The organism is Cytobacillus sp. (assembly GCF_964223445.1).
Classification (GTDB): Bacteria; Bacillota; Bacilli; order Bacillales; family Cytobacillaceae; genus Cytobacillus.
This window is the reverse complement of sequence record NZ_CAXQGS010000014.1, coordinates 1-20874: the sequence shown is the minus strand read 5'-3', so window position 1 is coordinate 20874 and position 20874 is coordinate 1. Positions and strand designations below refer to the sequence as shown.

Sequence of the window (20874 nt, the reverse complement as noted above, 5' to 3'; positions counted from 1 at the left end):
AGTCTGGGCCGTGTCTCAGTCCCAGTGTGGCCGATCACCCTCTCAGGTCGGCTACGCATCGTCGCCTTGGTGAGCCGTTACCTCACCAACTAGCTAATGCGCCGCGGGCCCATCTGTAAGTGATAGCCGAAACCATCTTTCAGCTTTCCCTCATGTGAGGGAAAGAATCATCCGGTATTAGCCCCGGTTTCCCGGAGTTATCCCAGTCTTACAGGCAGGTTGCCCACGTGTTACTCACCCGTCCGCCGCTGACTTCAGGGAGCAAGCTCCCATCTGTCCGCTCGACTTGCATGTATTAGGCACGCCGCCAGCGTTCGTCCTGAGCCAGGATCAAACTCTCCATATAAGAGTTGATTAAGCTCATAAGTTGTCTTTTCAAAAAAGACTAAAGATTTAACGTTGACGTTTATGTTCGTTCAGTTTTCAAAGATCAATTTCTCTTTGTTATATTTTACCTGATCGCTCAGAAGCGACTTTATAAATATAACACGTGCTGATTTTAGTTGTCAACACTTTTTTTATAAGTTATCCGTCGTCTGTGAAAATGTTTTTCGTTCATATCGCAGCGACGGATATAAATATAACAAGGATTTAAATAAAGGTCAATAACTTTTAAAGTTTTTTTACGATAATTTTTTTTTGAGTTTGTAATACCTGTGATAAATCCCTTGACCTTTTGTTTCCACATTTACTACTTCGATAAAATGCTTATCAATCAAATACTCAAGAAGCATGCTTAAGTCAACTGCATATAGATAAAGCTCCTCATGGTTCATAATATCGTGGATGGACCATTCATCTTTCTCAGCAAGCACATCTGCAAGATGGCTGATTCCTTGCTTAGTTCTTGAATGAATTAAAAATTCACTTGCAAGGAATAGAAGCTCCAGTCTCTTTTCGAGAGGCTCCTGGCTATTCACCAATTCTTCATATAGCTTCATTATTTCAGGTTCAATTTGCTTTACCTGATTCCAGACAGTTACCTCTGGATGGAATCCATTTTCGATAACAGCCAGCCTGGCCAGGTGATGAAGGGAATGAACAATATGGTTATAGGCATCGAAATAATGGCGATTTTCAAAAAAGGCTTTGCCATCCATATATCTTCTAATCAGCTTGGCAAACTCAAGACCCATTTTTAATTTTCGCCCATAAAACGGAAACTCTCTTAATTCCACCTTCAGGTTATGAATATATTCATTTCGATCAAATAAAACTTTCCCATTATAGAGCCAGTCAAAGATCTTTCGGTTCGTCCCCAGCAGGATCCATTCACGAAGCTGCTTGTCTGTCACGATATGAAGAGCAGCCTTTTTATCTTTATATGTGTAATGTTTTACAAACACAGGTTCATCTGCTTCCTCTACAAGGATCAGCAGTACAGCATCAAATGTATCAGTAGCAGGAATCGCTTTATGCAGTTTTTCGGTCATAATCACGCCAAGAGTGTTTGTCTGGCTTGCCCGTTCTTGATATATAGGACGGAGAATATCTTCCATCATAATTCCTCCATTTTATTGATAGCGTATATCTTCGACAATTATAAATGAAATCCTTCCTAAATGTGAGACATTTTTCGACACCATTCTATATTAATATTTATTTAAGCAAAAGGAGTATGGTATAGTTAGTTTTTAGGAGGGAGCAGAATGGCTAAGTACTCAAATAAAATCAATAAGATTCGTACATTTGCCCTTAGTTTAATTTTTATCGGATTTATCGTTATGTATCTCGGAATATTCTTTAGGAATTCCGCTCTTCTCATGACAATATTTATGCTTCTTGGAATGCTCTGCATTCTTGCTAGCACCGGTGTATATTTTTGGATCGGCATGCTTTCAACAAAAACCGTGCAGGTGGTTTGCCCTAATTGCGGAAAACATACAAAGATGCTTGGCCGCGTTGATATGTGCATGTACTGTAATGAACCTTTAACGCTCGATCCAAAACTTGAGGGCGTTGAATTTGATGAAAAATACAACAAAAAAAATACGAAGCAGAGCTGATTTATCTCCTGCTTCATACTCAAGTTCAAGAATGACCGGCTAAATGACAGCCGGTTTTTTTAATAGAAAAATAAAAAGCCGACAGCACACAGCCGGCAGCTTTAAATAATTTATTAGTGAGCTTCTTTACTTGCACATTCCGGACACGTTCCGTAAATCTCCATTCTATGATGGCTAATTTTAAAACCTGTAACATGTGAAGCAAGGTGCTCTACTTCATCAAGACCAGGATAGTGGAAGTCTACAATCTTGCCGCAGCTTTCACATATGACATGATAATGATGAGTGGTTACAAAATCGAAGCGGCTAGATGCGTCACCATATGTCAGTTCCTTTACCAGGCCAACCTCACGGAATACTCGTAAATTATTGTAAACTGTTGCCACACTCATATTTGGAAATTTACCCTCTAATGCTTTGTATATATCGTCAGCAGTAGGGTGTGACATGGAGTTTATTAAATATTCAAGTATCGCATGACGCTGCGGAGTGATACGGACTCCAGTGTCTTTTAAAGTATCCAGCGCCTCTTTTAATTCCATATGCGCCACCGCCATGCACCTCTTTTCCAACAAATATTCTTACTTTATAATCTTTATAAATAGTGTACTAATTTTTTACCACATTTGTCAATATTACAAACTCCTTAATAAAGGGAATCAACTCTTTTCAGAGTGAAGCGATTGCTCACCAGAACCTAAATGATGATTGACAAATCGGGCAGCAACAAACAGCAGATCTGACAATCGGTTCAGGTATACTAAAACGAGCGGATTCAATTCTTCGCCGAGTGAGACCGCACATCGTTCCGCTCTCCTCGCCACCGTTCTAGCCACATGGAATGCAGCTCCCGAAGGATGACCGCCGGGTAATATAAAGTTATTAAGCTCTGCAAGGTCAGCTTCCCACTCATCAATTTGCTTTTCCATGAAGGTGATATCCTCTTCTTTTATCGTCCATTTAACTTCTTTTCCAGCAGGCGTTGCCAGCTCTGCTCCTGCATGAAACAGGTCTGTCTGCACTTTATGAAATACCTGTTCCACTTTTTCTTTGCCGCTGAAATACTCACTTTTTAGATAGCTTAAGGCCATTCCAATCATTGAATTTGCCTCATCACATGAGCCGTAAGCCTCAACGCGAATGTCATTTTTACCGACTCTCTGCCCGTATATTAATGACGTTGTTCCCTTATCTCCCGTTTTTGTATAAATCCTCATCTTAATACCCTCTTTCAAAATCGATCACGTTAATATAATCTTTGTTATTTTTTATATATGTATGAAGGTTATGCTTAAAAATTTCAAAAGATCTGGGCAAATAGCTTTTTGTTCTGCTTGGTAAATGAGGAGTGACTGTACTTCCTTCAATACTCCATAATGGATGCCCTTTAGGCAGAGGCTCTCTTTTTCAAAAACATCCAGGCAGGCATGTGAAATTCGGTTATTTTTTTCAAGTGCACTTTTTCCTCGGCATAAATAATAAATATAAAAAAAACGAACCTGTTCAGGTCCGTTTCGAAAAAGTATCTGAGGAGGTATGCCCTAATAAAATGATATGCAAAACTTGTTCTTAGGAATGGACAAAAGCCTTGTTCCGTTAAAAAATAGGCAACCCATTTACAGCTAGGCCAGATTCTCCTTAATATATTCCAGTGCCTCCTCGACATGCCCTTTTACCTTCACCTTGCGCCACTCTTTAACCAGTTTGCCTTCCTGGTCAATAATAAAAGTGGAACGCTCAATGCCCATATATTCTTTTCCGAAGTTCTTTTTCAGTTTCCAGACACCGTACGCCTCTGCCGCTTTATGGTCCTCATCTGAAAGCAGCAGGAAAGGCAATCCATGCTTTTCAATAAACTTCTCATGCCTGCTGAGGGGATCGGGGCTAACTCCTAAAACGACTGCGTTCACTTCTGCAAAATTCTCATGCCGGTCCTTGAAATCACATGCCTGAGTTGTGCAGCCAGGCGTCATGTCTTTTGGGTAAAAATAAAGAACAATATTTTTCCCGCGGTAATCTGATAGCTTTATTTTTTCACCATTGCTGGCCGACAGTTCAAAATCCGGTGCCAATTCTCCAATTGAAATTGTCATCTTTTATTCCTCCTGTTGGATAATTTTCTTACTCTAAGCCTATCCAACTTTTTGTTCAAAAACAACTCCTGGCATTATGGAGCCCGGTCACCTGCATCAAATACCACCCTGGCTACAAATGCTGCAGGGATCACATAGCCAATCAAAGCCTCCATTACCGCGATCAGCCTCCCTATTCCAATAGGACTGATATCTCCATACCCAACCGAAAAAAGGGTTACCGCACTAAAATAAAAGCCCGTCTCCAGTCTTTCGAGGAAACCAGTTTCCATATAGTCAGTGCCATCCATTAAAACCACCAGCCCATGTAAATCAAGCCAAATATATATCAGGCCAAACCCAATCATAATCGTTGCATACAAACTTATTAGATAAAGAAAATTCTCAACAGAAACCCATCTTCCTTTTATCTTGGCGGATGAAAAAAGAGTCTGCAGACTCATGATCATGCACAGCACAATTAAAATCAGCGATAAATAAAATGCCATACTGCACCTCATTTCGAAATGCTTTTCAATTCATTTATACGCTTATGGCCAGTCCTGTATGACAGCCTGTCTCTGAAACGTCTTTCTGCTTATAGCCAGAATTTCTTCCCATAAAAAAAGCCAGGTTTTTAACCCGGCTTTAATTGCCCGCACCGCGATAACGCTTAACACCCGAATTCCAAGTCAGGATTGAAATGCCGAAAAATACTATACCGATTACAGGCGTTAAAAAGGAATACAAAAACCATTCCTCTTTCCCCAAAAAGTATGAAGCAGGATATACACCAACAAAGGCAAACGGAAGCACCCAGGTTAAGACGAAGCGTATGACACTGTTATAAATATCAACCGGATACCTTCCATAATTCCCGATGTTGTACATCATCGGCATGATTGATGTTCTGGCATCCGCCCAAAAGCTGATGCAGGCAATCATGACAAAGATGCCTCCGTACACAAGCATTCCACCTATCACAAATATGAAGAATAAGAATGGATCTGTCCAGGTTATCTCTAACCCAAGACTGTTACCGGCGTAAATCATAACCGCAATTCCAGTAACAGCCCCAAAAAGAGATTCAAGTTCCATCCGTTCTAAAACGATTTGGAATAGACTATGGATCGGGCGGGTCAAAATCCTATCGAGTTCTCCTTTTACAATATACCTCTCATTAAAATCCCAGATATTAAAGAAAGATGAAAACAGTGCATAGGGAACAAGGAAAAATCCGTAAATAAAGATAATTTCATCCCTTGTCCAGCCCCCAAGGAGATTTGTATGGCCAAAGACGACTAAGATAAAAATTAAATTAACTGCCTGAAATAATAGATCTGAAAAGATCTCAACAAATAAATCTGCACGGTACTGCATTCTTGTTTTCATATATTGGGCGACATATTGAAAGAAAATAGTTATATAAAACATCTGTCACCCTCCTTGAATAATGAGCTGTTTTTTCGCTATGATCCACAAAACCTGAATTGGTATGATTAGAACAATCACCCATACACCCTGCATCACGATCGCCTGAACGGCTTCAGTATTCGAAAAACTATTAGTAAAAATCATACTCGGCACATAGCTGATCCCCTGAAAGGGGAGAAATCTTAACACATCCTGTGCCCATAACGGAAAAAAGCTGATAGGAATCAGAAGGCCGGAAAAGAGATCAATTACAACTCTTTTCGCCCGGATAAGCCCAGTATTATTAAATAAGAAGAAAGTGGTAATACCTGTCAGCAAATTAATTTGCGTATTTATAAGAAAACTTAATAAAATCGATGCAGCAAAGAAAATCCAGGTAGTCCAATCAGCAGAAAATTGGAGCGGAAAAATAAACGAGACAATGACCATTCCCGGAACCGAGAAAAAGAAGAGGCGGAATATCCCTTCTCCCAATCCCTGCATCGTTTTCATGCCCAAATAATTATATGGGCGGATCAGTTCCACCGCTACTTTACCTTCTTTAATTTCAGCAGCCATTTCCCGATCTATATTATTAAAGTAAAATGCCCTCGCCATCCAGGCTACAGCCACATATGTCGACATCTGGATCACAGACATTCCCTCAATCGCATCTTTTCCTCCATAAATGGCGCTCCACAAGAAATAGTAAGCGCCAATATTAATGCTGTATATCAGAATGCCTGTATAGTAATTCGTTCGGTAGGCAAGCATCATCAAAAAGCGGATCCGAATCATTTCTATATATTTATCCACAGGAACACCCCCCCGATATAAATAAATCCTTTCATTAAGAGATCCCCCGGTCATAAATTTTTCTAATTATTTCCTCAGTTGAAGTTTCTTTAATATTGATGTCTTTCACTTTCAATTCCGCCACGACTTTAGCTATCAGCAGGGAAATCAGTTCATCATTATCCTCTGCAAAGGCTGTAAAGATCGCTTCTTTCTCATCCTTCTCCCATTTCACTTCCGATGATGCCGTTATTTTGTTTAAGTCACTAAGATCCACTTCTTCAAGAAATTGAAATTCTATTTCCTTCCCTTCTCCCCATTTTTCCTTAAGGCTTTTTAAAGCCCCATCATAGATGATTTTCCCGTCATCTAGCATAACCACGCGTTCGCATAGCGCCTCAATATCCGACAGATCATGAGTAGTAAGCAGGATGGTTGTATTATATTTTTCATTAATTTCTTTTAAAAACTCCCTGATTTTTAACTTAACAAGTACATCAAGCCCAATTGTCGGCTCATCCAAGAACAGCAGCGGCGGATTATGGATGAGTGCTGCTGCCAGTTCACACCTCATTCTCTGCCCGAGTGAAAGCTTCCGGACCGGCTTATCTAGCAGTGGTTCAATATCTAAGGTTTTGATAACATGCGCCATATGGCTGTTGTATTGCTCATCAGTAACTTTATACACCTTCTTGAGCAGCCTGAAGGATTCCTGTACAGCAATATCCCACCAAAGCTGAGATCTCTGGCCGAAGACCACTCCAATCGTGCTGACGAATTTTTCACGGTCTTTATGAGGGTTCATTCCATTCACAATCACTTCACCGCTGGTTGGGGTTAGAATCCCCGTCAGCATTTTTATGGTGGTTGATTTCCCTGCTCCATTTTCACCAATATACCCAACCATTTCCCCTTGCTTTACAGTGAAACTGATATTGTTAACCGCTGGCACAATCTTATAATTCCTTGTAAGCAAATCACGGAAAGCACCTTTTAATCCTGAGCGGCTTGAATAAGCTTTAAACTCCTTCTTTAAGTTCCTTACTGTTATTGCATCATTCATCATTACTCCTCCTGCCGATTAATGCCCTAATGAAATAGTTTAGACAAACAGCGCATTCTTCACAACTAGATTGCTCCATTTACGCTTTCTAAAATACAGAATAGTCCGCCTTCCTTTTAGATTGGACGAAGCCCCTTCCAAACATGTTAAAATAATGATGAACTTATAATTGGATTCTATCAGGAGGATTAACATGCAATTTACTAATTCTGAACGGCTGCATAAACAGGCTTTAGAACATATTGTCGGAGGAGTGAACAGTCCTTCCCGCTCCTATAAAGCTGTTGGCGGCGGCTCGCCGGTTGCAATGGAACGTGCGCAGGGCGCTTATTTCTGGGATGTGGACGGCAATCAGTATATCGATTATCTTGCTGCGTACGGTCCCATCATTACCGGACATGCCCACCCCCATATTACAGAAGCAATAAAAACAGCAGCTGAGCGCGGAGTATTATATGGAACTCCTACACCTCATGAAGTGAAATTCGCGGAAATGCTAAAGGAAGCAATGCCTAATTTGGATAAAGTCCGCTTTGTGAACTCAGGAACTGAAGCGGTCATGACCACGATCCGTGTTGCAAGAGCCTATACAGGCAGGGACAAAATCATTAAATTTGCAGGCTGCTATCACGGCCATTCCGATCTTGTACTGGTTGCTGCAGGTTCAGGGCCGTCGACACTTGGAACCCCTGACTCTGCCGGGGTTCCAAAGAGCATTTCCCAGGAAGTGATCACAGTTCCTTTCAATGAAATCGAACCATATAAGGAAGCGCTGGAAAAATGGGGCGACCAAATCGCTGCCGTCCTGGTTGAACCGATTGTCGGCAACTTTGGAATTGTTGAACCTAAACCAGGGTTTTTGGAACAGGTTAACGAATTAACACATGCAGCCGGTGCACTAGTCATTTATGATGAAGTCATCACAGCTTTCCGGTTTATGTATGGCGGCGCACAGGACCTGCTGGGTGTAAAACCGGACTTGACAGCTATGGGGAAAATCATTGGAGGCGGCCTTCCAATCGGTGCGTATGGCGGAAAAAAGGAAATCATGGAAACAGTAGCTCCGTTAGGTCCTGCATATCAAGCCGGTACAATGGCTGGTAATCCAGCTTCGATTCTGTCAGGAATTGCATGTCTCGAAGTATTGAAACAGCCGGGTGTCTATGAATATCTGGACCAACTTGGCGAAATGCTTGAAAAAGGCATTTGCTCAGCTGCTGAAGAACATAACATTCCAATAACAATTAACCGATTAAAGGGTGCCCTGACAATTTACTTTACAGAAGAAAAAGTTGTGAATTATGAGCAGGCGGAAAATACAGATGGAGAAATGTTCGCAAAATTCTTCAAACTGATGCTCAATCAGGGAATAAACCTGGCTCCATCAAAATATGAAGCATGGTTTATGACAATCGCGCATACCGAGGAAGATATCCAAGCAACGATTCACGCAGTACAAAATGCATTTCAGCAATTAAAAGGCGAATAAATATTCATATTTTTATACATTAACGGGAGCAGAAATGCTTCCGTTTTCTTTAACTCCAATAATGAAAACGTTTACAAACAAGGCGATTTTTTATTCATAAACCAATGTCCTCCTTTAAATCATATCCAACTTTTTGTATAAATAATTGATTTCTGAAAATTCATATGATATGATAGGAGAAATCTTTTGTGTAAGAGCGGATTACGCTGACATAAAGAGTTAATAATTTTATTAGCCTGTCCCGAATAATCTAACTATTCATTTAATAAATGCCTATGCATTTATCCTTTCAAAACAAGATTAACTTTGCAGTAGCCTCATTTAAAACCCGTAAACATTAAATTTTTATAGATTACTATTTTTCAGGAGGTGAACGGCTTTAAGGCACAGCCTTATTTTCAGCCGAATTTTATGACATTACAGCAATGGAGTCCTTCACTTTTTACAGAGTTTCACCGCCAGGAGCACGATGCGTGCGGCATTGTTTCTGCAATGGAGAAAAAGAAAGTCCCAACCCGCGAAAATATTTTCAGCTGCATCAACGCACTTGTTACGATGAATCACCGTGCCGGTTTTATAAATGGAGAAGGCGACGGCGTAGGGATTCATATTGATATCCCGAGAGAGCTGTGGAAAGAAAAGTTAAAGGAAGCAGGAGCAGATCCTAAAGCAGCAGAAAAGGAAGGATTTGTCGTTGGACATGTGTTCATGTCCAGAAAGCAGGATACTGAATCACTTAAAGCCATTTTGCTGCAAAAGCTTGCTGACGCAAAACTAATGGTTATTTATGCATCTGACGAAGTAACTGAGTCGTCAGCTTTAGGTCCCATTGCCATTCAGGAGAATCCTGTATTCTGGCAGTTTGCCTGTTTAGCAGAGGAAACTGGAGGGGAGCTTTCAAAAAAGCTGTTTGAATTGATTGTTGACTTTGAAGAAGACGAACATGTTCATGTCGCTTCCCTAAGCCAGTATCATGCTGTATACAAAGTAATGGGAGCGGGAGACATTCTGCCTAAATACTACCATGATTTAGCAAGCCCTCTTGTTGCTTCAACAATGACTCTTGGGCACAATCGCTACTCCACTAACACATTATCAAGCTTTTTCCGCGTACAGCCTTTTAGTGTGTTAGGACATAACGGAGAAATCAACACGATTGCCAAACTCAGGGATGAAGCCAAAATGGTTGGCGTTCCGCTTGTAAAAGACGGCAGTGACTCTCAGGATCTGAGCAGGACACTTGAAACGTTTATCTGCAGGGATGGCTATACCCTCTTTGAAGCAATGGATGTCATGTTCCCGCCTATCGTGAATGAAATCAAGTCATACCCTGATCACCTTCAGGATATGTACGCCTATATCCGTGAAGCATGGGGACATTTTGCTCAAGGTCCAGCAGGAATTATTTCCCGATTTGCCGATGAGGCTGTTTTCAGTGTCGATGCGCTGGGTCTCCGCCCGCTTTGGATGCTGGAAACTGAAAGTTCCTATCTGTTCTCTTCTGAGCCTGGCATCATCCCATCCAGTGAATATGTAAATGAACCTAAGCCGCTTTCACCGGGTGAAAAGGTTGGTTTAAAATGGGACGGCGATACACTTGCCGTTTACGAACACAGCCATTACCAGGCTGAAGTTTTTGACAGATTTTCAAAGAGAGTGGACGCTGAAAACTTCCGGATTCGCCTGCAATCTCCTAAACTGGAGAAAACCATCTCAGTAAACTATCCGGATAAGATTCATAACGGGCAGTATAAAGCCTTCGGCTGGGAGAGAGACCATGTCCAGCTTGTCGAGCAAATGGCAGAAAAAGGAGCGGAGCCAATTCGTTCTCTTGGACACGACTCCCCTTTAGCAGCACTAAATCCTCAGCGGAAAAACATCGCTGATTTTATTAAGGAAAGTGTTGCTGTCGTTACAAACCCTGCCATTGACCGTGACCGGGAAACTGAGCATTTCTCAACCCGCACGATTATCGGCCAGCGTCCTTCATTATTTGAAAAACAGGAGCCAGGGGCAGTAATTGAATTGCAGACTCCTATTTTAATAGAGGGCAAGGCAGGCTTTGAATGTTCCGATGAACTTAATCAGCCGACCTACGATCAGGTAACCTGCTTCTATCAGGAACAAAAGCTGATATCTTATCTGTCTACCACATTTAATAAAGATGAAACGGTAAAAGAAGCATTGGACCGCTTATCAGCAGAAGCAGTTGATGCTGTCAAAAATGGCAAAACCCTGCTTGTACTCGATGACGCCAATGCTCATCAGGAGGATGCTTACTGGATTGATCCGCACCTTGCCGTCTCTGCAATCGATCAAGCTCTGGTAAAAGAAGCTATACGCCGTGAATGTTCCCTATTACTGCGCTCAGCTTCAATCAGATCGCTTCATGATATCATCACAGCATTCGGTTTAGGCGCTGATATTATAAGTCCTTACTATATGTTTATGACAGTTCTAGGCGAATCTGAAACACCGCTGAAGAATCTTTACTCAGCTCTGACTAAAGGACTTGAAAAAGTCATTTCAACAATCGGCATTCATGAATTAAGAGGCTATGGACGTTTATTCTCTGCCATTGGTCTTCACGAAGAATTAGCCGAATATCTGAATATAGTAAATTTCTTCGGATCTAAGGAGCTTTCTTTTAGCTTTAGCGCTTTAAAGGAAGATGCTTTTGCAAGAGCAGAAGATTACCAGAATGAAAAAGAACGGATCGGAAAAACATTCAGCCTTTTCCCACGTATCTGGAAAGCGATCGGCGAAGTTGCCTCAACTGGTGACTACAATGCATATAAGGAAAAAATAACAGAACAGGAAGACCAGAATCCAACAACAATCCGTCATTTAACCGGATTTAAGGAAACTGATTCTCACCTAAATCCTGAGGATATCAGCTTGCATGTGGGCGAGCATGACCTGCCATTTGTCATCTCCTCCATGTCCTTTGGGTCTCAGAATGAAACAGCCTTCAGAGCCTATGCTGAAGGTGCTGACCGCTTGAACATGGTCAGCCTCAATGGAGAAGGCGGAGAAATTAAGGATATGCTTGGAAAATATCCGAGAACCCGCGGACAGCAAGTAGCATCAGGGCGCTTCGGAGTTAATGCAGAGCTCCTTAATTCATCCAACCTGCTGGAGATAAAAATTGGGCAGGGTGCAAAGCCGGGTGAAGGAGGTCACCTTCCTGGATCCAAGGTAACTGCAAAAATTGCAGAGGCACGTAATGCAACAATTGGATCGGATTTGATTTCACCTTCGAACAATCATGATATATACTCGATTGAAGATTTGGCACAGATGATTCACGAACTTAAAACAGCCAATGACAAAGCTAAAGTTGCTGTAAAGGTGCCGGTTGTACCAAATATTGGAACCATTGCAGTCGGTATTGCAAAAGCTGGCGCCGATATTATCACATTGAGCGGTTTTGACGGAGGTACAGGCGCAGCCAGAATTCATGCCTTGCAGCACGTAGGCCTTCCGGTTGAAATTGGTGTTAAGGCAGCCCACAATGCCCTGCTGGAAGCAGGAATCCGCGATAGTGTGGAGCTTTGGGCTGATGGCGGAATCAAGAGTGCAGCAGACGTATTGAAGGTTATGCTGCTAGGAGCTAACCGTGTAGGCTTCGGTACACTTTCCATGCTTGCTATCGGCTGTACGACATGCCGCGGCTGCCATCTTGATACTTGTCATGTCGGGATTGCAACACAAATTGATTCAGAAGCACAGGCGAAGGAACATGGCTTAAGAAGGTTTGTTCCACGCCAATTCGACCTTGCTGTCCAAGGCATTATGAACCTGTTTACTGCTTTTAGCAACGAACTGAAAGCATTGGCAGCTTCAATTGGTGTAAAAAACCTGCAGGATGCAGTAGGGCGTTCTGACCTGCTTGTACAGATTAAGGGGCAGGATCAGCTCGATCTTACTCACCTTCTGAAAACACTTGAAATCGGCCAATTCTCTATTCAGGAAACACCTGAAGCCCTGCAGGAAGCCCAGCTGCAGGTAGCTGTTGGAGCAGAGTATCTGGACGCAAGTGTGGAAGAATTACATCAGTCACGTGAGTTCCATAGCATCACTTCCGAGCAGCGTGTACTGGGAAGCCGGGTTTCCTGCCACCGTGTAAGAGACAGACTGGACGGTTCTTATAAAACTCTTCCGCAAGTTGATTTGAAATACAAGGGCGGATCCATCCCGGGCAATGGCCTTGGAGCTTACAACAGCTTCGGCATCAACATCGAAGTTGCTGGAGGAGCACAGGATGGCATCGGAAAAACTTCTTTCGGCGGACAAATTAAAATCTTTAAAGCAAAAGGCAAGAATGGCAAGTTTTACAATGGCTCTGTTGGTAAAGGCTTTGGTTATGGTGCTCAGCAAGGTTTGCTTGTGGCTCAAGGAAACGCTGACGCCCGTGCCGGAATCAGATTATCTGGAGCAGATATGATTATCGGCGGCCAGCTGCAAAAGCCGCTGCCTGAAAAAGAATACGGCAATATCGGTTCACATGCCAATATTAAAGGGTTTGCCTTTGAGTATATGACTAATGGCCGAGGCCTGGTCCTGGGCGATGCTGGTCCATGGATCTGCGCAGGAATGACAGGCGGTGTTGTTTACTTAAGACATCAGCCGGAAATGGGCTTAACAAAAGAAGCCATCCAGCGCAGAATTGCCAAGGGAGCAAAAGTCTCTGTTACTTCTCTATCCGATAAAGGAAAGGAAGATGTAAAAGACCTGCTTGGCCAATACGTTGCATTGCTTAAAGATCAAGGCCAGGAAAAAGAAGCTTCAAAGCTTGCTTCCCTTCTTAATCATCCGGAAGACCACTTCGTTCAAGTCATTCCGGTTAAAGAACAGGCAGATCCTTCTGTTTCCACAGAGTGATGATCTGCACCAATCAAGCCCCATCCGTTTATGCGGATGGGGCTTTAAGTTTTAGTTTGGCTTCTTTATTCTGTTTTGGCACAACTCTTTAGTTCCCTTTACTGCTTCTGTGCCTCGTCCAGCGGCACTATTCCGTTGCTTTAGTTCCTTTCGTTGCTTTTAGTTCCTTTCACTGTTTCCACAATTCGCCCAGCGGCACTATTCCGCTCCTTGTGTTCCATTCGCTGTTTCCATGCTGCCTCAGCGGCACTATTATCCGTTCTCTTGAACTTTTCACATCATTTAGGCACCCTTACCTTTTTTAATAACTTTTTATAAAAATTTCATGAAAATGCCCCTTGAACTTCTTTCCATATCCCTGTATAGTACAATATTGTTTAATAATGAGCAAAACCGTTTAAAGTATGTATAATTACTGTAATTACGGTTTAATTCAAGTTGCTTTTTAATGAGCCATAAGATAAAAAAATCTTAAAGAAAGAAAGGACATTTATTGTATGAAACTTGGCGCCCGCATACTTAAGACGGGAATCGCAATCATTCTATCTCTTTTATTATCGGAACTTTTTCATCTGCCTGCCCCTATCTTTGCTGGAATAGCAGCTATTTTTGCCGTTCAGCCGACTATTTACAGATCTTATCTTTCTATTGTTGAACAGATCCAGGGAAATGCGATCGGTGCATTAATTGCCGTGATATTCGTGCTTTTATTCGGCAACGATGTATTCATCATAGGTCTGGCAGCTATCATTGTTATTACGATCAATCTAAAGCTTAAAATCGAAAATACGATTGGCCTGTCACTAGTAACCCTGATTGCCATAATGGAAACACCAGGCGATACTTTTTTGCAGTTTGCACTTATTCGTTTTTCAACCATAATGCTTGGTGTATTATCAGCTTTTATTGTTAACCTTGTCTTCCTGCCTCCTAAATATGAGAATAAGCTTTACTTTAAAATATCCAATAACACAGAGGAAATTACTAAATGGATCAGGTTAAATATACGGCATGCATCTGAGCACAAGCTGCTGAAAAACGATATTGATAAAATGAAAGAAAGCAATGTGAAGCTTGATCAGCTGTATTTAATGTATAAAGAGGAAAGAAATTATTTTAAACGAAATGATCTGGTTAAATCCAGAAAACTCGTTATATATAGGCAAATGATCTCGACTGTTAAACGCTCTCTGGAAACGTTAAAAAAGCTTCACCGCTATGAAAATGATCTGCAGCAAATGCCAGAAGAATTTCAGCATGCAGTTCAGCAGCAGCTTGATATTCTTATCCATTATCATGAACACGTCATGCTTAAATTTATTGGGAAAGTTCGGCCCAATGTAGTGTTTGAGGAAGGCGATTTCAGCCTTAGCAGAAAGGAACTGGTGAACCTTTTCCTGGCTCAGCAAAAAGAGTATGAACATGATGAAGAGTCCATTCTCCCGCATATCATGCAAGTTGTATCAGCTATTGTTGATTACGATGAACATGTGGAGCACCTTGATAAACTGATATCCAGTTTTCAGGCATATCATAAAGAGGAAAATGAGGTTTCAATACCGGAGAACGCCGAATAGACCGGGGTATATGATATACGATTCATAGGAAAAAGCAGCTGATTTCAGCTGCTTTTTTGTTAGTTCTTCATTCTTGGATCAAGTGCATCCCTTAATCCGTCACCCATTAAGTTAAAACCTAGAACCGTAAGCATAATCGCAAGCCCAGGGAAAATCATCGTCCATGGAGCTTGTATTAGATATGCCTTAGCATCAGAAAGCATTTTTCCCCACTCAGGATTTGGAGCCTCAGCACCGAGACCAAGGAATCCAAGGGCCGCACATTCAATGATTGCAGTGGCGATGGCAAGTGTTCCCTGTACAATAATCGGAGCCATGCTATTAGGCAGCACATGCCTGAAGAGAATCCGGCTGTTGCTCATTCCGATCGCTTTTGCGGCCATTATATATTCCTCCTGTTTGACACTCAGCACCCTTGAACGGATAAGTCTGCCAAAGTTAGGAATATTGATTACCGCAATGGCAATCAGGGCATTTCTCAATGATGGGCCAAGCACTGCCACAATCGCAATGGCCAGCAAGATGCTTGGGAAAGCAAGCATGATATCAAAAATGCGTGAGATAATTGTATCAACCCATTTGCCATAATATCCCGCCACCACACCTAAAAGGCAGCCAACTACAATAGATCCGATTACGGCCAGAAACCCTACCCATAAGGAGATCCTTGCACCATAAACAACCCTTGAGAAGATATCCCTGCCGAAGTCATCCGTTCCAAACCAATGCTCGCCTGATGGCGCCTGAAGCCTTTTTGACAGCATTTGTTCATTAATTCCCTGCGGCGCAATAAGCGGTGCAAATACAGCAAGAAGAACGAAAAATAATACAATAATGGTGCCGATTAAAGCCAGTTTATTTTTTCTAAAGCTCCTCCATGCTTCCACCCAGGGGGAAACTGCTTTTTCTTCAGCTGGCATAATAGGCGGCTGAAGGTCTTTTTGTGTTGAAAGTTCCAAGTACGTTCCCCCTCCTTAATTATATTTAATCCGCGGATCAATTGCTGCATACAGCAAGTCCACCACTAGATTGATCATGACAAAGATAAATGCAATGATAAGTATGCCTGACTGGATAACAGGATAGTCCCGATAGTTGATAGCCTCATAAATATATCGTCCGATTCCCGGCCAGCTGAAAATTGTTTCAGTTAAAATGGCGCCTCCCAGCAATAATCCCATTTGAAGACCGATAATCGTAAGAACAGGAATGATGGCATTCTTTAATGAGTGCTTATAAACAACCCAGAACATTCTCAAGCCTTTGGCCCTCGCTGTTCTGACAAAATCGGATCTCATTACTTCAAGCATCGTAGAACGGGTAATCCTCGCAATGATCGCCATTGGGATGGTCGCCAAGGCAAATGCCGGCAGAATCAGGTGTCTGATGACATCCCAGAATTGATCGATTCTTCCCTGCAAGAGAGTATCGATCATATATATGTTCGTTATGGCCTCAATCGGATTTCTTACTTCTTCCCTTCCCGATGTAGGAAGCCAGTCCAGCTTTATGGCAAACGCCCATTGTTCCATTAAGCCAAGCCAGAAGATTGGCATGGAAACACCAATAAGTGCAAGCACCATTGCCACATAATCAAACCATGAATTCTGATACCATGCACTGATGATTCCGGCATTCACACCGATAAAAACAGCAATTAACATGGCAACGAATGTAAGTTCAATTGTTGCAGCCAGATACGGCCAAATTTCCTGGCTTATTTCTGTTTTTGTACGGAGTGATTCTCCAAGGTCCCCCGTAAAAAGCCCGCCAAGATATGTAAAATATTGAAGGTACCAAGGCTGATCAAGCCCCAGCTGCTTCGTTAATTCCTCTACTGCTTCTTTTGTTGCCAATTGTCCCAAGATAATCTGTGCCGGATTACCAGGAATTGCCCGAATCATAAAAAAGACGATAAGGGAAAGCCCCAGCAGAACTGGAATAAGGGAAAACAAACGCTTTAGTGTATAGGACAGCATTGCCATTTCACCTCTCTTGAAGGTTATCTAAAATTGTTGGAATAGAAAAGGGAGCTACAGAACTGTACTCCCTTTTCCTTGAATATAAGAAGTATAATTATCTCACTTGAAAAGCATCTTATTTAAATTCTACAGTTGCCAGTAAATCCGAACCTGTTGGATGCGGCTTGAAGCCTGTGATATCAGCCTTGCCCGCAAGGATAGGTCTTGAGTGGACAAGCGGAATCCACGGAGCATCTTCTTTGATCAGAACCTGAGCCTGTTTGTAAAGCTCTTCACGCTCTGCCTGGTCTGCACTAGCCTGAGCTTTTACAAGCAATTCATGTACCTCAGGATTTTCATAGTAAGTGTAGTTGTTGGAGCCGATGCTGTCCTGGTCTAGAAGCACATATAGGAAGTTATCAGCATCCCCATTGTCGCCAGTCCATCCTAATAGGAATGTATCAGCTTCACCATTCTTTGCTTTATCCAGGTAAGTACCCCACTCATAAGTAACGATTTTTGCCTTTACGCCAATTGCATCAAAGTTGGCTTGAAGTGCTTCAGCCACTTTTTGTCCGTCCGGCATATATGGTCTAGGAACCGGCATTGCCCAAAGTTCCATTTCAAATCCATTTTCATATCCTGCTTCTTTTAAAAGTTCTTTAGCCTTTTCAGGATCGAATTCATAATCTACAACATCATCGTTGTAACCCGCTACTACTGAAGGCATAGGGTTTTTCGCGGGCTCAGCTGCACCAGCATAGAAGGCATCAATTAGAGCTTGCTTATCGACTGCATAGTTTAATGCCTGGCGGACTTTTTTATCTTTTAATGGTCCGCGAGTACTTGTTAACCCGAGATAAGCTACGTTTAAGGATGGACGTTCAAAAGTTTGAAGATCCGGATTTCCTTCAATTTGGCCAATATCACTGAAGTTAACACCATCGATTAAGTCTACTTCGCCTGTAGCCAATGCATTTAGACGCGCAGAGTTTTCTGGAATGACACGGAAGATAACCTCATCAAGCTTTGGAAGACCTTCCTGCCAGTATTCTTCATTTTTCACAAGAGTGATGCGGTCATTTGCTTTGTATTCCTTAAATACAAATGGTCCTGTCCCAACCGGGTTGTGAAGGAATTTTTCACCGTGCTTTTCAACAGCAGCCGGGCTTGCAATTCCAAATGGAGACATTGCAAGGTTCTTTAAGAATGGTGCAATTGGCTTGTTTAAAGTAAATTCAACTGTGTAATCATCTACAGCTTTTACTTCAGAGATCTTGTCTCCAAACTGAGAGTTATAGTAATAGAACTGCTCAGCGTTTCCAGCTTTCCATCTTTCAAAGTTGAAGACAACCGCTTCGGCATTAAAATCAGTTCCATCGTGGAACTTTACACCTTCACGAAGCTTTAATGTATGCTTTAGCCCGTCTTCACTTGTTTCCCATTCAGTAGCAAGGCCAGGCTGAATTTCTGTATCCTGCTCACCAAATTCAATCAAAGTTTCATAGATGTTTTTTGTTACTTTAAAAGATTCACCTTCTGTTGTGATAGCGGGATCAAGCGAAGTTGAGTCACCGCCGCGGCCAAATACTAATGTGCCGCCTGAAGACGTTTCTTCTGTATCTGTACCTTTCTCATTATCCTTTTCGTCTTTCGTTCCGCTGCTTGAGTTGCTGCTGCAGCCGGCAAGAGCCAGTGACAGAAGCAAAGCTGCAACAAGGAACCAAATGCCATTGCGCTTCTTCATTGTTTTCCCCCTTTTTTCTTTTGCCGGTATCGGCTATTTACATATTTATCATCCATGCAGCCCTGCCCTTTTTATAGCTCAGCTATAAAGATGACAGGCTGCAAAGTGACCTGGTTCAATTTCCTTCAGCTGCGGCCTCTCTGTTTGGCAGATCTCCATGCATTCTTTGCATCTAGTATGGAATGCACATCCAGCTGGCGGATTCTGCGGACTTGGAATGTCCCCTGTTAATAGCTCCCTGTCTTTCTTTAAAGTCGGGTCAGGGATTGGAACTGCACCAAGCAAAGCCTTTGTATACGGATGGAGCGGTTTATCGTAGAGCTGGTCAGATGTTGTGATCTCAACTAGTCTCCCAAGATACATAACACCAACTCTATCACTAATATGTTTAACTACCCCGAGATCGTGGGCAATGAATATATACGTCAGCTGGAATTCCTTTTGCAGATCTTCCAGCAGGTTGAGGACCTGCGACTGAATGGATACATCAAGAGCTGAAACAGGCTCATCTGCAATGATCAGCTTAGGCTTGGTCATTAATGCTCTTGCAATTCCAATCCTCTGCCTTTGGCCACCGCTGAATTGATGCGGATAGCGTTTTGCATGGTAGCTGCTGAGGCCGACAACCTCAAGCATCTCCCTAACCCGCTGTTTCCGCTCTTCTTTATTACCGATGCCGTGGACAATGAGAGGCTCCTCCAAAATCTGCTCAACTGTATGGCGCGGATTTAAGGAAGCAAAAGGATCCTGGAATACCATCTGCATTTCCTTTCTCATTTTTCGCATCTCCGCTGAGTTTAGAGCAGTCAAATCCTTGCCTTCAAAAACTACTTTACCCTCTGTTGGCTCTATCAGGCGCATCAGCATTCTGCCTGTGGTTGATTTGCCGCATCCTGATTCACCAACCAATCCGAGCGTTTCCCCTTTATTAACGAAGAAGCTGATATCGTCAACCGCTTTCACATCACCTTGTTTTCTTCCAAACAGACCCCCGGTTACTGGAAAATACTTTTTTAACTGATTAACTTCCAACAGTACTTCGGTCATTAATGACACCCCCAGACTCATGCAGGAAACAGCGCACAGTATGCTGTTCTGCTTTTTCGACATTGTAAAGCGGAGGACTTTCCGTCATGCATCGGTCATGAACAAATTCACAGCGCGCTGCAAAACGGCATCCAGTCTTGATGGAGCCCGGTTTTGGGACATTTCCAGGTATGGAATATAGACGCTCCTTCTTTTCTCTTACATCAGGCACAGATTGAAGAAGTCCTTGGGTATAAGGGTGCTTCGGGTTTTTGAATATCTCTTCTACCGGAGCTTCTTCCACTATCTTCCCGGCATACATAACAATTACTCTTTCACAGACTTCGGCAACGACCCCTAAATCATGAGTGATCATAATAATGGCTGTATCCAGTTTTTCATTAAGATCCTTCATTAGAGATAGAATCTGGGCCTGGATTGTCACGTCCAAAGCGGTCGTCGGCTCATCCGCAATCAAAAGGCGCGGATGGCAGGACAAAGCCATGGCAATCATTACCCTTTGCCTCATTCCCCCTGACAGCTGATGGGGGTATTCCTTCATAATCTGCTCTGCCCTTGGCAGTCCAACAAGCTTCAGCATTTCAATTGCCTGCTGGCTCGCTTCCTTCTTTTTTAATTTTTTATGTAATTTGATTCCTTCTACCAGCTGATCTCCAATTGTAAATAACGGATTTAATGAAGTCATCGGCTCCTGGAAAATCATAGCCACTTCATTGCCTCTTAGTTCACGCATTCTTTTTTCTGCCGTGCCGTACACGACGACGACGCCGCCGTAGACGTAGCAGCCGGTGTAGCCGGGCGTGTAGCCGACGTAGACGAC

At 42.5% G+C, this 20874-nt stretch carries 17 protein-coding genes and 1 rRNA gene; 4 read left to right on the top strand and 14 right to left on the bottom strand.

Going from position 1 to position 20874, the window contains the following annotated elements:
* Both ACEQ1T_RS01765 and ACEQ1T_RS01760 read right to left on the bottom strand, forming a co-directional pair.
* Positions 1-346: ribosomal RNA gene (locus ACEQ1T_RS01765) — 16S ribosomal RNA — on the bottom strand; the annotation flags it as partial.
* Between the two features lie 277 nt (positions 347-623).
* Complete coding sequence (locus tag ACEQ1T_RS01760; RefSeq protein ID WP_206842701.1) at positions 624-1499, bottom strand: nucleotidyltransferase-like protein; 876 nt, start codon at positions 1497-1499, stop codon at positions 624-626.
* A gap of 150 nt (positions 1500-1649) precedes the next feature.
* On the opposite strand from ACEQ1T_RS01760, the gene ACEQ1T_RS01755 reads away from it, so the two are divergent.
* The gene (locus ACEQ1T_RS01755) at positions 1650-2006 is read left to right on the top strand and encodes a YgzB family protein (RefSeq protein ID WP_009335859.1); all 357 of its coding nucleotides are present in this window, start codon (positions 1650-1652) and stop codon (positions 2004-2006) included.
* 113 nt (positions 2007-2119) lie between these two features.
* Here the strand turns inward: ACEQ1T_RS01755 and perR are convergent, their stop codons facing one another.
* The 7 genes from perR to ACEQ1T_RS01720 form a co-directional block, all read right to left on the bottom strand.
* Positions 2120-2557 (bottom strand): peroxide-responsive transcriptional repressor PerR, encoded by a 438-nt coding sequence (gene perR / locus ACEQ1T_RS01750; protein ID WP_166672513.1) that lies wholly within the window; start codon positions 2555-2557, stop codon positions 2120-2122.
* A gap of 108 nt (positions 2558-2665) precedes the next feature.
* Positions 2666-3223, bottom strand: coding sequence for a cob(I)yrinic acid a,c-diamide adenosyltransferase (locus tag ACEQ1T_RS01745; RefSeq protein ID WP_370221537.1), 558 nt, complete (start codon positions 3221-3223; stop codon positions 2666-2668).
* Between the two features lie 405 nt (positions 3224-3628).
* Complete coding sequence (bcp, locus tag ACEQ1T_RS01740; protein WP_370221535.1) at positions 3629-4099, bottom strand: thioredoxin-dependent thiol peroxidase; 471 nt, start codon at positions 4097-4099, stop codon at positions 3629-3631.
* Between the two features lie 74 nt (positions 4100-4173).
* The gene (locus ACEQ1T_RS01735; protein WP_370221533.1) at positions 4174-4587 is read right to left on the bottom strand and encodes an ion channel; all 414 of its coding nucleotides are present in this window, start codon (positions 4585-4587) and stop codon (positions 4174-4176) included.
* 139 nt (positions 4588-4726) lie between these two features.
* Entirely contained in the window at positions 4727-5512 is a 786-nt protein-coding gene (locus tag ACEQ1T_RS01730) for an ABC transporter permease (RefSeq protein WP_370221531.1), read from the bottom strand.
* A gap of 3 nt (positions 5513-5515) precedes the next feature.
* A complete protein-coding gene (locus ACEQ1T_RS01725) occupies positions 5516-6307 on the bottom strand; it encodes an ABC transporter permease (RefSeq protein ID WP_370221530.1) in 792 nt (263 codons plus the stop codon).
* 34 nt (positions 6308-6341) lie between these two features.
* Positions 6342-7349 carry an ATP-binding cassette domain-containing protein gene (locus ACEQ1T_RS01720; protein WP_206842700.1) on the bottom strand — a complete coding sequence of 336 codons (1008 nt, stop codon included), beginning with the start codon at positions 7347-7349 and terminating at the stop codon, positions 6342-6344.
* A gap of 193 nt (positions 7350-7542) precedes the next feature.
* Here ACEQ1T_RS01720 and ACEQ1T_RS01715 point away from each other — a divergent pair, with 193 nt between their 5' ends.
* From ACEQ1T_RS01715 to ACEQ1T_RS01705, 3 genes are all read left to right on the top strand, one after another.
* Positions 7543-8838: a glutamate-1-semialdehyde 2,1-aminomutase gene (locus ACEQ1T_RS01715; RefSeq protein WP_370221529.1), complete on the top strand. Its 1296-nt coding sequence runs from the start codon at positions 7543-7545 to the stop codon at positions 8836-8838.
* Positions 8839-9249: 411 nt separating this feature from the next.
* Complete coding sequence (locus ACEQ1T_RS01710) at positions 9250-13722, top strand: glutamate synthase-related protein (protein WP_370221528.1); 4473 nt, start codon at positions 9250-9252, stop codon at positions 13720-13722.
* A gap of 497 nt (positions 13723-14219) precedes the next feature.
* Complete coding sequence (locus tag ACEQ1T_RS01705; protein ID WP_206842594.1) at positions 14220-15299, top strand: aromatic acid exporter family protein; 1080 nt, start codon at positions 14220-14222, stop codon at positions 15297-15299.
* A gap of 59 nt (positions 15300-15358) precedes the next feature.
* Here ACEQ1T_RS01705 and nikC read toward each other — a convergent pair whose 3' ends face one another.
* From nikC to ACEQ1T_RS01680, 5 genes are all read right to left on the bottom strand, one after another.
* The gene (nikC, locus tag ACEQ1T_RS01700; protein WP_206842697.1) at positions 15359-16219 is read right to left on the bottom strand and encodes a nickel transporter permease; all 861 of its coding nucleotides are present in this window, start codon (positions 16217-16219) and stop codon (positions 15359-15361) included.
* Between the two features lie 54 nt (positions 16220-16273).
* Positions 16274-17278, bottom strand: a complete 1005-nt coding sequence (locus ACEQ1T_RS01695) for an ABC transporter permease (RefSeq protein WP_370221527.1) — start codon at positions 17276-17278, stop codon at positions 16274-16276.
* 118 nt (positions 17279-17396) lie between these two features.
* Positions 17397-19007, bottom strand: a complete 1611-nt coding sequence (locus tag ACEQ1T_RS01690) for an ABC transporter substrate-binding protein (protein WP_206842590.1) — start codon at positions 19005-19007, stop codon at positions 17397-17399.
* A gap of 78 nt (positions 19008-19085) precedes the next feature.
* Positions 19086-20054, bottom strand: coding sequence for an ABC transporter ATP-binding protein (locus ACEQ1T_RS01685; protein ID WP_206842588.1), 969 nt, complete (start codon positions 20052-20054; stop codon positions 19086-19088).
* On the bottom strand, positions 20029-20874 hold an 846-nt coding region (locus ACEQ1T_RS01680), incomplete at its 5' end, for an ABC transporter ATP-binding protein (RefSeq protein ID WP_370221526.1). The genes ACEQ1T_RS01680 and ACEQ1T_RS01685, both read right to left, overlap by 26 nt.